The organism is Pseudomonas sp. Tof1 (genome assembly GCF_055390395.1).
Map to the genome: position 1 here is coordinate 1,503,307 of NZ_AP024344.1, position 12,809 is coordinate 1,516,115.

Annotated in this window: 11 protein-coding genes; 5 read left to right on the plus strand and 6 right to left on the minus strand. The window is 62.7% G+C overall.

The genetic code is table 11. The features are described 5' to 3' along the window. Nucleotides 1–37 precede the first annotated feature (37 nt). Complete coding sequence (gene rapA / locus ACZ5KU_RS06875) at nt 38–2,884, minus strand: RNA polymerase-associated protein RapA (protein ID WP_464736950.1); 2,847 nt, start codon at nt 2,882–2,884, stop codon at nt 38–40. Between the two features lie 240 nt (nt 2,885–3,124). Between rapA and ACZ5KU_RS06880 the strand changes: the two genes are divergently transcribed. Next, the gene (locus tag ACZ5KU_RS06880; RefSeq protein WP_464736951.1) at nt 3,125–3,475 is read left to right on the plus strand and encodes an aspartate-semialdehyde dehydrogenase; all 351 of its coding nucleotides are present in this window, start codon (nt 3,125–3,127) and stop codon (nt 3,473–3,475) included. Here ACZ5KU_RS06880 and ACZ5KU_RS06885 read toward each other — a convergent pair. The 3 genes from ACZ5KU_RS06885 to ACZ5KU_RS06895 form a co-directional block, all read right to left on the minus strand. Further along, nucleotides 3,445–4,680: an aminotransferase class V-fold PLP-dependent enzyme gene (locus tag ACZ5KU_RS06885; protein ID WP_464736952.1), complete on the minus strand. Its 1,236-nt coding sequence runs from the start codon at nt 4,678–4,680 to the stop codon at nt 3,445–3,447. The two genes, ACZ5KU_RS06880 and ACZ5KU_RS06885, sit on opposite strands and share 31 nt — an antisense overlap. Next, complete coding sequence (locus tag ACZ5KU_RS06890; RefSeq protein ID WP_464736953.1) at nt 4,677–5,147, minus strand: RidA family protein; 471 nt, start codon at nt 5,145–5,147, stop codon at nt 4,677–4,679. Before ACZ5KU_RS06890 ends, ACZ5KU_RS06885 begins: the two co-directional genes overlap by 4 nt. A gap of 89 nt (nt 5,148–5,236) precedes the next feature. Beyond that, entirely contained in the window at nt 5,237–6,109 is an 873-nt protein-coding gene (locus ACZ5KU_RS06895; RefSeq protein ID WP_416772126.1) for a LysR substrate-binding domain-containing protein, read from the minus strand. Between the two features lie 174 nt (nt 6,110–6,283). Between ACZ5KU_RS06895 and ACZ5KU_RS06900 the strand changes: the two genes are divergently transcribed. Both ACZ5KU_RS06900 and ccoM read left to right on the plus strand, forming a co-directional pair. Continuing rightward, nucleotides 6,284–6,445 carry a hypothetical protein gene (locus ACZ5KU_RS06900; RefSeq protein ID WP_192842680.1) on the plus strand — a complete coding sequence of 54 codons (162 nt, stop codon included), beginning with the start codon at nt 6,284–6,286 and terminating at the stop codon, nt 6,443–6,445. Nucleotides 6,446–6,589: 144 nt separating this feature from the next. After that, the gene (ccoM, locus tag ACZ5KU_RS06905; protein ID WP_010449458.1) at nt 6,590–6,706 is read left to right on the plus strand and encodes a cytochrome c oxidase subunit CcoM; all 117 of its coding nucleotides are present in this window, start codon (nt 6,590–6,592) and stop codon (nt 6,704–6,706) included. 926 nt (nt 6,707–7,632) lie between these two features. Here ccoM and ACZ5KU_RS06910 read toward each other — a convergent pair. Further along, the gene (locus tag ACZ5KU_RS06910) at nt 7,633–9,108 is read right to left on the minus strand and encodes an inorganic phosphate transporter (RefSeq protein ID WP_464736954.1); all 1,476 of its coding nucleotides are present in this window, start codon (nt 9,106–9,108) and stop codon (nt 7,633–7,635) included. A gap of 371 nt (nt 9,109–9,479) precedes the next feature. Further along, the gene (locus tag ACZ5KU_RS06915; RefSeq protein ID WP_081005909.1) at nt 9,480–9,695 is read right to left on the minus strand and encodes a hypothetical protein; all 216 of its coding nucleotides are present in this window, start codon (nt 9,693–9,695) and stop codon (nt 9,480–9,482) included. A 596-nt stretch (nt 9,696–10,291) separates the two neighbouring features. Between ACZ5KU_RS06915 and pcaR the strand changes: the two genes are divergently transcribed. Together pcaR and pcaK are read left to right on the plus strand one after the other, a co-directional pair. Beyond that, the gene (gene pcaR, locus ACZ5KU_RS06920; RefSeq protein WP_054057634.1) at nt 10,292–11,134 is read left to right on the plus strand and encodes a pca regulon transcriptional regulator PcaR; all 843 of its coding nucleotides are present in this window, start codon (nt 10,292–10,294) and stop codon (nt 11,132–11,134) included. Between the two features lie 296 nt (nt 11,135–11,430). Further along, nucleotides 11,431–12,777, plus strand: coding sequence for a 4-hydroxybenzoate transporter PcaK (pcaK, locus tag ACZ5KU_RS06925; protein ID WP_054064824.1), 1,347 nt, complete (start codon nt 11,431–11,433; stop codon nt 12,775–12,777). The last annotated feature ends 32 nt before the right edge of the window (nt 12,778–12,809 follow it).

Here is a 12,809-nt window from a genome sequence, read left to right on the forward strand (position 1 = left end):
CCCTAAACGAATCCCGCCCCCACAGCGCACTGTCAGATCAACCGGCGACCAGCACCCGGATCGCTTCCAGGCGCAACGCCGCCTTCTCCAGCATCGCCAGCCCCTGTTCACGCTGTTTACGCAGTGCTACCAGCTCGCTGTCACGCACGCTCGGGTTGACGGCCTGCAACGCGGTCAGGCGCGCCAGTTCCTCGTCGGTATCGGCCGCCAGGCGACGTTGTGCCTCGGCCACGCGTTCGGCGTGACGAGGGGCGACTTTCGCTTCGCCGGCGTTGATCTTCGGCGCCAGGCTGTCGCGCTGGGCCTGGATGAACTTGTTGGCGCTGGCCTTGGGCACGCTTTCCAGCTGGTCGTTCAGGGTCTCGAACGCGACGCGTGGCGACAGGTCGTTGCCGTTGGCGTCCAGCAGGCAGCGCAGGGCGGCCGGCGGCAGGTAGCGGCCCAGTTGCAGCGAGCGCGGTGCGACCACTTCGCTGACGTACAGCAGTTCCAGCAGCACGGTCCCCGGTTTCAGTGCCTTGTTCTTGATCAGCGCCACGGCAGTGTTGCCCATCGAGCCGGACAGCACCAGGTCCATGCCACCTTGCACCATCGGGTGTTCCCAGGTGATGAACTGCATGTCTTCGCGCGACAGCGCCTGGCCGCGGTCGTAGGTGATGGTCACGCCTTCGTCGTCGCCCAGCGGGAAGCTGGCGTCGAGCATCTTCTCGCTCGGCTTGAGGATCAGGGCGTTTTCCGAATGGTCCTCGCTGTCGATGCCGAAGGCGTCGAACAGCGTCTCCATGTAGATCGGCAGGGCGAACTGGTCGTCCTGCTCGAGGATCGCCTCGACCAGGGCCTCACCTTCACCGGCACCGCCGGAGTTGAGTTCCAGCAGGCGGTCGCGGCCGGTGTGCAATTCGGCTTCCAGGCGCTCGCGCTCGGCACGGGCCTCGTCCACCAGCTTCTGCCACTCGCCGTCGTCGCCGCCTTCGAGCAGCGGCAGCAGGCGTGGACCGAACTGGTGCTGCAGGGCGTTGCCGGTCGGGCAGGTATTGAGGAAGGCGTTCAGGGCATCGTGGTACCACTGGAACAGGCGTTCCTGCGGGCTGGTTTCCAGGTACGGCACATGCAGCTCGATCACGTGCTTCTGGCCGATCCGGTCCAGGCGGCCGATCCGCTGTTCCAGCAGGTCCGGGTGCGCCGGCAGGTCGAACATCACCAGGTGGTGGGCGAACTGGAAGTTGCGGCCTTCACTGCCGATTTCCGAGCAGATCAGCACCTGGGCGCCGAATTCCTCGTCGGCGAAGTAGGCGGCGGCGCGGTCACGCTCGAGAATGTTCATGCCTTCGTGGAACACGGTGGCCGGGATGCCGGAACGCACGCGCAGGGCGTCCTCCAGGTCCATGGCGGTTTCCGCGTGGGCGCAGATCACCAGCACCTTGGTGCGCTTGAGCATTTTCAACTGGTCGATCAGCCACTCGACCCGTGGGTCGAAGCGCCACCAGCGTTCCTCGTCACCGCCTTCGGTCTGGGCCTGGAAGCTGACTTCCGGGTACAGCTCGGCGTGTTCGCCCAGCGGCAGCTCCAGGTATTCGTCCGGGTTCGGCAGCGGGTAGGCGTGCAGCTTGCGCTCCGGGAAGCCCTGGACGGCGGCGCGGGTGTTGCGGAACAGCACGCGGCCGGTGCCGTGACGGTCGAGCAGTTCGCGTACCAGACGCGCGCTGGCTTCGCTGTCGCCGTCGTTGACCGCGGTGAGCAGGGCCTCGCCTTCGTTGCCGAGGAAACCCTGGATGGTCTTGTGGGCGGCCGGGGACAGACGGCCCTGGTCCAGCAGTTCCTGCACCGCTTCGGCCACCGGGCGATAGTTCTCGCTTTCGGCGCGGAACGCGGCCAGGTCGTGGAAACGGTTCGGATCGAGCAGGCGCAGGCGCGCGAAATGGCTTTCCTGGCCCAGCTGTTCGGGGGTGGCGGTCAGCAGCAGTACGCCGGGAATGGTCTCGGCCAGTTGTTCGACCAGCGTATATTCCGGGCTGGCCTTGTCTTCATGCCAGACCAGGTGATGCGCCTCGTCGACCACCATCAGGTCCCAGCCGGCGGCGAACAGCGCGTCCTGGGCCTTTTCGTCCTCGACCAGCCACTCCAGGGCCACCAGGGCCAACTGGGTGTCTTCGAACGGGTTGCTGGCATCGCTCTCGATGAAGCGCTCGGCATCGAACAGCGCGACCTGCAGGTTGAAGCGCCGGCGCATTTCCACCAGCCACTGGTGCTGGAGGTTTTCCGGGACCAGGATCAGCACGCGGCTGGCGCGACCGGACAGCAGCTGGCGATGGATCACCAGGCCGGCCTCGATGGTCTTGCCCAGGCCCACTTCGTCCGCCAGCAGGACCCGTGGCGCGATACGGTCGGCGACTTCCCGGGCGATGTGCAACTGGTGGGCGATCGGTTGCGCACGGGCGCCACCCAGGCCCCAGAGCGGCGATTGCAACTGGCGGCTGATGTGTTCCAGGGTGTGGTAGCGCAGCGAGAACCATGGCAGCGGGTCGATCTGCCCGGCGAACAACCGGTCGCTGGCCAGGCGGAACTGGATGAAGTTCGACAGCTGGGTTTCCGGCAGCGCGACGACTTCGTTCTGCACGTTGAGGCCGTGGTAGACCAGCAACCCGTCGACATCCTCGACTTCGCGCACGGTCATCTTCCACCCCTCGAAGTGGGTGATGCTGTCCCCGGGCGAGAATCGCACGCGGGTCAGGGGCGCATTCCTTAGCGCGTACTGGCGAGTGTCGCCAGTGGCCGGATAGAGCACGGTCAACAAGCGGCCATCCTGTGCCAGAACGGTGCCCAAACCCAGCTCGGCTTCGCTGTCACTGATCCAGCGTTGCCCCGGTTGATACTGCTGCGCCATGCTGCCTGACTCCCGCCTTGAAAAAGCCGACTATCTTAACGGAATCGACGCTTTCAGGCCAAAGCTCTTGATCGAAAGGACTGATCCGAGAAAGTACACTGACCCAGGCTGAAAAGTCGTTGAGCATGACGTTCGTCGGAGCGTATTGCACCCTTTAGCGATAACCGGGTCACAGTTTCGCGACTGACGGCTCAAGTCAAGGGGGCCGCCGCCGAAAGCCTGCCGACAGGAGAAAAAATCATGCTGCCACCGATGTTACCCCTGAGTGCCGTGCCGGTCACTTCCCAGCAGGACCCGATCCGACCGCGACCGGATATCCCGCCTGTGGTGCCCGTGCAGGAAAGCTCCAACGAGAGCACCATCGACCTGCAGAAGCGCGACCCGGAAGAGGCCGCGTGGCAGTTGCGCGAGGAACAGCGGCGCCAGCAGCAACAGCAGCAACAGCAGCAACGCCGGCGTGAGGCCGAGGATGATCCGCAGTTGCACCTGGCGGTGCCGGGCGACGAATTGAACGCCGACAACACCGTACCGGTAGTCGCATTGATGGAAGAGCAGCCGCGTCAGGGCCTGCTGGTCGACGTCGAGGTCTGACGGTGCTCTTCGGCCAGTTGCCCAAGGGCCTCCAGCAGCAAGCCGATCTCCTGTTCGGTATTGAGATAGCTCACCGCGACCCGGGCAATCGCCGGCAGTTCGCGGGCCTGCATGTCCAGAGGCGTGTAGGCGGTGCCGTTGGCACCGATGTTGATAGCGCTTTCGGCCAGCCGTTGTTTCAGCGCCAAGGCATCCCATCCTTCCAGAGTGAACGCAATCAGGCCCGACTGCTGTCCGGGCAGGCCCAGGTCGTGCAGTTCCAGCCCGGGGATCTTGCGCAAGGCTTCGCGCAATCCTGTCGCCAACCGCTGAATCCTGCCGCGAATACGCGCGATACCCAACTGATTGGCCTCCTTCAGCGCATTGGCCAGGCCGGCCATCAACACCAGCGAGCGCTCGCTGGTTTCGAAGCGGCGGGCATCGTTGCGCAGCGTGAAGCCGTGATCGTCCCAGGGCGCGGATGACACATCGAGGTAGCGGGGGGTCAGTTGTTCGAGAAAGCCTTCGCGCACATACAGCAGCGCGGTACCCCGCGGGCCCCGGAGAAACTTGCGGGCGGCACCCTTGAGCACGTCGCAGGCCAGGGCCTGGACATCGCACGGCAGTTGGCCGAGAGCCTGTCCGGCATCGATGAAGTAGGCGATGCCATGGCGTCGCGCCACCTGGCCGATGGCCTCGGCGGGGTTGATCAGGCCGCCATTGGCCGGTAGCCAGGTCAGGGCGATCAGGCGCACGCGGGCGTCGATCATCTGTTCCAGGGAAGAGACCGACACCGCACCGGTTTCATCGCACGGGATCACTTCCAGACGAGCGCCGGCCTTGACCGCTTCGGCCATGCAGGCCAGGTTGCCGGCCCATTCATGACGCCCGACCAGGATCCGGTCGCCGGCACGCCAGGGGCCCAGTGCGGCGAAGGCCTGGCCCCAGGCGGCTGAGCCGCTGCTGGCAAAGGCGATGCTCTGGACGCTGGTGTTGAGCAGCTCGGCGGCAGCCTGGCGGGCTTCCTCCTCCAGTCGCGCGCCCTGGGGGCCGGCTTCCATCGGGCCGATGCCTGCCTCGAGTCGCAACTGGGCGGTCATTGCCTCCAGGGTGGCCTGGCTGGGGAGCGAGGCGCCGGCGTGATTGAAATGGATCACCCGCGAGCAGCCGGGAGTCGCGGCACGCAGGTGGGCGATTTCGCTTTCCGACCAATCGTCGACGATCATGGCTGCAGCTCGAAGATCGCGTCGATTTCCACGGCGACGCCACTGGGCAGGCTCGACACGCCGATCGCGGTCCGGGCGTGCCGACCTTTTTCACCCAGCACGTTGACCAGCAGGTTGGATGCGCCGTTCGCCACAACGCCCTGGCGTTTGAAGTCCGGGCTGGCGGCAACGAAGACGCCGAGGCGGACGATGCGCACCAGCTTCGACAGGTTGTCATCGATGGCGTGACGCAATTGCGCCAGCAGGCCGAGGGCCGCCAGCTCCGCTGCCCTGGCGCCTTCCTCTTCGCCCAGGGTATCGCCCAGGCGGCCAATGCCGGCGGGATGACCATCCTGCAGGGGGATCTGCCCGGAGATGAACAGCTGGTTGTTGCTGATCACGTAATTCACATAGTTGGCAATCGGCTGACTGGGCTGCGGCAGGTTCAGGCCCAGTTGACTGACGCGATCTGACAGGGAATTGCTCATGGGGGAAACCTCCTTGAAGAAGGTTTCAGCATGCTCGGCGCGGAATTGGCCGACAAACGGATAGATTCAATCGGACGTATCTGATTGGCTCATGTGTCCGCGCATTGTTCCATCAACCAGGTGCAGAAGATTTCGGCTTCCGCGCAGAGCGCGGTGTTGGGTCTGATCAGCCAATAGCCGATCTCGCTCTCATAAGGGGGGCTGTCGAATGCCGGTACCAGCGAGCCGTCCTTGAGCCGGCGATCGATCAGGCGCTGGCGGCCCATGGCGATACCCTGGCCGGCGATGGCGGCTTCGACCACGATGTTGTAGTCATGGAGCATGGCCGTGGGGTAGCGCTGCAGATCGAAATGATGGTGCCGGGCCCAATCGATCCATTCGAAGGGTTGCCGGGCCTGGGCCATCAGCAATGGGCCCGGCCCGTGGGATGCGGCCTTGAAGGCCGGGCTGCAGACGGGGAACAGGCGTTCGCTCATCAGCCGCTGGGCATCGACATCCGGCCAGCCGCCCTTGCCGTAGCGGATGGCGAGGTCGACCTGGGCGCCGGCGACATCGGCGAGCTGGATCGACGGCTCCAGGGCAACCTGGATGTGCGGGTGGCGGGTAATGAAGTCGGTCAGGCGCGGTGCCAGCCAGAGCGTGGCGAAAGACGCCAGCAGGCCGATCCGCAGCACCCGTGGGGATGTCGGTGCGCGCAGTTGTCGACTGGCTTCGGCGATCTGTTCCAGGGCCGGGCGGATCTGCTGGTAATAGCGGCTGCCGGCGTCGCTGAGGTCGATGGCACGGGTCCTGCGGATGAACAGGCGCTGGTCGAGGTACTGCTCAAGCTTGTGGATCTGATGGCTTACCGCGCTCTGGCTGACCGACAGTTCATCGGCGGCCTTGATGAAGCTCAGGTGGCGGGCCACCGATTCGAAGGCGCGCAGGGCCATGAGCGGGGGGAGGTCCTTGGGCAGTGTCACTTCAACGATCCTTGGTAGCCATACTGAGTGGGCGATTTTGCGCGCAAACGGGCATGGCGGACATAGCTCGATCATTTCCCGGCTGGTCAGCGCCGACGCTTGCCCGCATTATGGGGGTATTGCGTGAGCCGGGGGCGAGCCTGGCTGAATTCGACCGATAGCGATGTAGTGATCATGAGCCAAGACGACAAGTTGATCGACCTGAATGCGGAACGGGCCAAGCGTGTCCATGACCTGAACGAGAAACGCCTGAATGAAGTACGCCAGGCCTTCGAGCAGGCGATGCCGTTGGGCAAGGGCAGGAAAAAGCCGAAGAACAAGCCGAAAAAGCGCTGATATCTGCGCTGAAACTTGATGCAAGTCAGTTAATTTCCTTTCCCCGCACCCGGTTCCGGGCGGCATTGACGCCGGTCAATTTTCCTCCGTGCCCATTTGGGTAACTTAGCCACATCGCAACAGGGCGAGTGCAGGAGGCCAGTCATGTTTTTCGATAACGTGGTAATTGCCGGAGTGCTGACGGTTGGCCTCATGGTGGTGTTCCTCGGCGGTTTTGGATTTTTTATCTGGAAAGACTCACATAAGAGGAAGAAACCTTAGGTCTTTTCAGAGAACGAGCACGCAAGGCATTTTGGGCGACTTCGGTCGCCCTTTTTTTTGTCTCGCGTTTCTGGGCTTTTTTGGGGGAGTAATTGTTACTGGGTGTACATATCCGTTTGCGCGTTTAACTGATGGAACGGTTTCGCCCCTTACGGGCGAGTTACTTTTTTTCAGGCGCCAAAAAAAGTAACCAAAAAACGCTTGCCCCTCCATTGGCCCTCGCTGCGCGAGGGTTCCTTCGCTCCGGTCCTGTTTCGAGAGCACGCCGTGACGGGCCATCCATGGCCCAACACGGCTCGCCCGGCATCCCTGCCGGGCGACTCTCGAAACAGAACCTCCACTCAGCCGGCTGGGAACGGGGCCGGTAAATCAAAAGCAAAAGCAAGATCAAAAGCAGAGGGGGAATCTGGAAGTTTTTCGGCGACCTCAATGGCCTCTTCGCGGGCAAGCCCGACTCCTACAGATGGGTGTCGTATGCAGCCTCCGTGTACGACGTAAACTTGTAGGAGCCGGGCTTGCCCGCGAAGCTCTTTGCTCTTGCTCTTGCTCTTGCTCTTGCTCTTGCTCTACCGGCCCCGTTCCCAGCAGGCCGAATGGAGCCCTCGTGTAGTGGGGAACTCGGCATGGATGCCGAGTTAGCGCCGATGGGCATGGATGCCCATGCGGCGCGACCCACGGAGCGAGGGTGGAATGAGGGAACCCCTCGCGTAGCGGGGGGCCAATGGAGGGGCAGCGTTTTTTGGTTACTTTTTTTGGCGTCTGAAAAAAAGTAACTCGCCCGTAAGGGGCGAAACCGTTCCATCAGTTAAACGCGCAAACGGATATGTACACTCACCTCAAAGTTAAACACTACATACAAACATCAAGACGAAAAAAAAGGCGCACCCCAAAGGCTGCACCTTTATTTTCAGATCACGGCAGTCAACTCAACTGCCGATAATCTTCGAAGCAAGCCAGAACAAACCGGCAGACAACCCGACGGTCGCCGGCAAGGTCAGTACCCAGGCCAGCAGAATGGTCTTGATCGTGCTGCTCTGCAGCCCGCTCTTGTTCGCCAGCATGGTCCCCGCCACACCCGACGACAGCACGTGGGTCGTCGAAACCGGTAGCGCGAAGATGTTCGCCAGGCCGATCATCCCGGCCGTGGTGATCTGGGCCGACATGCCCTGGGCATAGGTCATGCCCTGCTTGCCGATCTTCTCGCCAATGGTCAGCACCACCCGTTTCCAGCCGACCATGGTCCCCAGGCCAAGGGCCAGGGCCACCGCCAGAATCACCCAGAACGGTGCGTATTCGGTCGTGGCGGTCAGGTCCTTGCGCAGTTTTTCCAGGTCCGCCTTCTCGCGCGCGTCCAGGCCCGGCAGCTTGCCGACCTTTTTCGCGGTGTCGTCGAGGCAGAGCAGGTAGCGGCGCACTTCGATACGCTTTTCAGGTGCCAGCGAATGGTAGTCGTTGACGCCCTTGAGATCGTTCAGCAGCGCGGCGATGGTCGGTTCGGTCTGCTGCGGATTGCAGCTGAACTTGCCCGGCAGGTCGTCCTGCACGCTCTTGCCCAGTGCCAGGAACTCGCTCAGGGTGGCGCTGTTGCGCTGGTAGAACTGGCTCAGGTGCAGGGTCGCGTCGCGGGTGCGTTCGATCTGGTAGGTGGTGGTGCTCAGGTCAAGTACGAACTGCGCCGGCACGATACCGATCAGCACCAGCATGATCAGGCCGATACCTTTCTGACCGTCGTTGGAGCCGTGCACGAAGCTCACGGCCATGGCCGAAACCACCAGTACCATGCGATTCCAGAACGGAGGGTGCTTCTTGTCGTCGATCTTGCGGCGCTGTTCCGGCGTCTTGTGCATCTTCGACTTCGGACGCCACCACTTCAGGGCGATCAGAACCAGGCCTGCCACCAGCATGCCGGCCAGCGGCGAGAACACCAGCGAGGCACCGATATCGATCGCTTTCTGCCAGTTGACCCCGTCGCCCAACGGAATGTCGTTGAGCAGGGCATTGGCCAGGCCGACACCGAGGATCGAACCGATCAGGGTGTGGGAACTCGAGGCCGGAATGCCGAAATACCAGGTTCCCAGGTTCCAGGTGATGGCCGCAGCCAGCAGCGAGAACACCATGGCCAGGCCATGTCCGGTGTTGACGTTGATCAGCAGTTCCACCGGCAACAGGTGGACGATGGCATAGGCAACGCCGACCCCGCCGAGCAGAACCCCGAGGAAATTGAATACACCGGAGGAGAACACCGCGAGATGGGGCGGCATCGCTTTGGTGTAGATCACTGTGGCCACCGCGTTAGCGGTGTCATGAAAGCCGTTGATGAACTCGAAGCTGAGGACAAAGGCCAGGGCGAGCAGCAGGCTCACGAGGACCCAAGCATCCAGTCCGCTGAATAAATCGATCATGTAGGTTTTCTGACCCGGTCATAAGGGGGCGCGATTATGCCAGAAAAGCCCGCTAATCGATGCACTAGCTGCCCATCGGTAACATTCTTCAATGAAAAAAAATGTAGGAAACCCTGCAAACCCAGGTTTTCCGGGGCTCTGGCAAGCTTCTGATTTCATTGGAAATATCTGGAAAACGCGAGGTTTCGGCGCAGGGCTTCTGGGCCGAAACGGCTGTATGAAATTTCTGTGTGAGGACCTGCCTGGCGTCAATCAGCCCGTTGGGTGGGGCGGCTTCCAGGGCTCGTCGCGGATAGCGCAAGCCGTTGACATGCGGGAGCCTGGCAGGATCCGGGTAGGATGACAGGCTGCAGGAGGCAAGCCTCACGGTGTCAAGGCTGAGTCGCCTGGGCCTGTTGCGCCTTGAGTTCCTGTTCCATCTTTTGCAGTTCCTGGCTAAAGGCCTGGTCGCGAAGACTGGCCCGTTTACGCCAGGGTTTGCGTTCCGGTTCGGGTTGCGCGGCGTAGGTGGTGACTTCTCCGCCGTAAACATCCTTGTAACGTTGTTCCTGGCGCTCAAGTTCCGCGCGCAGTTCGTCTTTCGTCACAGTGTTACCTAATTTGAATTGAAGGGTTTTTCCGTCTCTGTAAACACGACCGCGCGGGATGGACTTGCCTGACAGGGCTGAGCCCGGCTCCCACGGCCACGAGGGCGCCTCATGGCACGCAGCGTACGTAGAGTATATCGGTCGGTTTGAACAATATTACCGCGAAGAGGGGAGAGCCCGTCAACTTTGTCCAGGGGCTTTGTCACGTAGGAGTTTTGAACTGTAACTTGAGGGCTTGGGCAAGTGCTGCCTGTTTCCCGGCGGCAAACTTTCGCTGGAAGTTTTTGATACCAGCTAATTGGCTGGGTAATAACAGTTGTATAGGGAAGTTTGTATCACCAGCAATGCAAAGGGGGGAGGGGAGAACGGCCTTACTTCGTGGGTAAGGCCGTGCCGGTGAGTTCCCCGGTGGGTACCTGACCAGTATGCCGGGAATCGCAGAGCGGCAAGGCAACGTTATAAGCCTCGGGACCGCCCAGGTCAATTGCGATTATCGGCCGTATGTTCGATAATCGCACAATGTAGGGCCTGCATGGCTTGTCTATCGGCTGTCGGCGGCCTGTAATAGCGGCTGACAGTGTGAACAAGGACCTGGAATGAACGACCCACTGCGTACTGCCTTCAATTCCGTCGCGCCGCCTATCGTCGCCTCGCCCGCCAAGCGGATTCAGGCCTTTACCGGCGACCCGGATTTCATGACGTCGCTGGCCCGTGGCCTGGCGGTGGTACAGGCGTTCCAGGAGCGCAAGCGGCACCTGACCATCGCGCAGATCAGCCACCGCACGGAGATTCCCCGGGCGGCCGTGCGACGTTGCCTGCATACACTGATCAAGCTCGGCTATGCCACCACCGACGGGCGCACCTATTCGCTGTTGCCCAAGGTGCTCACCCTGGGGCATGCCTATCTGTCCTCGACACCCCTGGCGGTGTCGGCCCAGCCTTATCTGGACCGCATGAGCGAGCAGCTCCACGAGGCCTGCAACATGGCCACCCTCGAGGGTGACGACATTCTTTACATCGCCCGCTCGGCCACGCCGCAGAAGCTGATCTCGGTCGATCTGTCCGTCGGCGGGCGACTGCCGGCCTACTGCACCTCGATGGGCCGGATCCTGCTGGCCGCGCTGGATGATGCGTCGCTGCAGGACTACCTCGAACATGCCGACCTGCAGCCCAAGACCAGCCGTACCCTGCATACCCCCGAAGCGCTGCTCGAATGCCTGCAGCAGGTGCGTCGACAGGGCTGGTGCATCGTCGACCAGGAGCTGGAGCAGGGCCTGCGTTCGATTGCCGTACCGGTCTACGACGCCTCGGGCCAGGTGCTCGCGGCCCTGAACGTCAGCACCCATGCCGGCAGTGTCAGCCGCAGCGAGCTGGAACAGCGTTTCCTGCCGAACATGCTCGCCGCCAGCCGTGACCTGAGTGCCCAACTGTTCGCCTGATGGCCGGCTCCTCAGCAAAGCTGTTCGATAACCGCCCAGTTACGCGTTTATCGAATTGCGCGGTTGAATACCGCTGATTAATGTCGCGGCAGCGCCCTGAATTGACGAGCCTGCAAGGCTCGCTCCGGGCCGCTCTAATAATAATGAAGAGGCCAGACCGCCATGAACATCTCTCCCGATACCTCTCCCGCGTGTTCGCCGTCCTGACGCGGCACGCCTGAACCAACCCGCTTCATCCAACGTCGCCGGCCCGGTCGGCGCCTGTTCGTCTGCGCGCTTGTGTGGAAATAAAAATAATGAACCAGCCTCAATCCACTGTCGGTCACTGCCTCGATGTGCAGTCCCTTATCAATAGCCAACCGCTGTCCAGGTACCAGTGGCGGGTGGTGATCCTGTGTTTCCTGATCGTTTTTCTCGATGGCCTGGACACGGCGGCCATGGGCTTCATCGCGCCGGCGCTGTCCCAGGACTGGGGCATCGACCGTGCCAGCCTCGGGCCGGTGATGAGTGCGGCGCTGATCGGCATGGTCTTCGGCGCGCTCGGTTCCGGCCCCCTGGCGGACCGCTTCGGACGCAAGGTGGTGCTGGTGGGCGCGGTTCTGCTGTTCGGCGCCTTCAGCCTGGCCTCGGCCTACAGCAGCAATGTCGACCAGTTGCTGGTGCTGCGCTTCCTCACCGGGCTGGGCCTGGGCGCGGGCATGCCGAATGCCACGACGCTGCTCTCGGAATACACCCCGGAGCGACACAAGTCGCTGCTGGTGACCAGCATGTTCTGCGGTTTCAACCTGGGCATGGCCGGTGGCGGTTTCGTCTCGGCCAAGCTGATCCCGGCCTTCGGCTGGCACAGCCTGCTGTTGATCGGTGGGCTGCTGCCGCTGTTGCTGGTGCTGGTGTTGTTGCTCTGGCTGCCGGAGTCGGCGCGTTTTCTGGTGGTGCGCAACCGCGGCGTGGACAGGATACGCAAGGCCCTGGCGCCGATCGCGCCACAGCAGGTGGCCGCAGCGGCGAGCTTCAGCGTGCCGGAGCAGAAGACGGTCAAGGCGCGCAATGTGCTGGCGGTGATTTTCTCCGGCACCTACAGCGCCGGCACCCTGCTGCTGTGGCTGACCTATTTCATGGGCCTGGTGATCGTCTACCTGCTGACCAGCTGGCTGCCGACGCTGATGCGTGACAGCGGCGCGAGCCTGGAACAGGCCGCGTTCATTGGCGCCCTGTTCCAGTTCGGCGGGGTGCTGAGTGCGGTCGGGGTGGGTTGGGCCATGGACCGCTTCAACCCGCACAAGGTCATCGGCACTTTCTACCTGTTGGCCGGGATCTTTGCCTACGCGGTCGGCCAGAGCCTGGGCCACATCGCCCTGCTGGGAACCCTGGTGCTGGCGGCCGGCATGTGCGTGAACGGCGCGCAATCGGCGATGCCTTCGCTGGCGGCACGCTTCTACCCGACCCAGGGGCGGGCCACGGGTGTGTCCTGGATGCTCGGGATCGGTCGTTTTGGCGCGATTCTCGGCGCCTGGATGGGCGCTACGCTGTTGGGCATGGGCTGGAACTTCGAGCAGGTGCTGACCGTGCTGGTGGTACCGGCGGCGCTGGCGACGGCTGGCGTGCTGATCAAGGGCCGGGTCAGCCACGCGGATGCGACCTGAGTCGACCGGGTGTGGGGGGGAGTCGATAGCCT

Excerpts from the sequence above, each read along its gene's own strand:
- ACZ5KU_RS06900 (WP_192842680.1), top strand. The coding sequence starts at position 6,284 with ATGAGCCAAGACGACAAGTTGATCGACCTGAATGCGGAACGGGCCAAG.
- pcaR (WP_054057634.1), top strand. The coding sequence starts at position 10,292 with ATGAACGACCCACTGCGTACTGCCTTCAATTCCGTCGCGCCGCCTATC.
- ccoM (WP_010449458.1), top strand. The coding sequence starts at position 6,590 with ATGTTTTTCGATAACGTGGTAATTGCCGGAGTGCTGACGGTTGGCCTC.
- ACZ5KU_RS06910 (WP_464736954.1), bottom strand. The coding sequence starts at position 9,108 with ATGATCGATTTATTCAGCGGACTGGATGCTTGGGTCCTCGTGAGCCTG.
- rapA (WP_464736950.1), bottom strand. The coding sequence starts at position 2,884 with ATGGCGCAGCAGTATCAACCGGGGCAACGCTGGATCAGTGACAGCGAA.
- ACZ5KU_RS06890 (WP_464736953.1), bottom strand. The coding sequence starts at position 5,147 with ATGAGCAATTCCCTGTCAGATCGCGTCAGTCAACTGGGCCTGAACCTG.
- ACZ5KU_RS06880 (WP_464736951.1), top strand. The coding sequence starts at position 3,125 with ATGCTGCCACCGATGTTACCCCTGAGTGCCGTGCCGGTCACTTCCCAG.
- pcaK (WP_054064824.1), top strand. The coding sequence starts at position 11,431 with ATGAACCAGCCTCAATCCACTGTCGGTCACTGCCTCGATGTGCAGTCC.
- ACZ5KU_RS06885 (WP_464736952.1), bottom strand. The coding sequence starts at position 4,680 with ATGATCGTCGACGATTGGTCGGAAAGCGAAATCGCCCACCTGCGTGCC.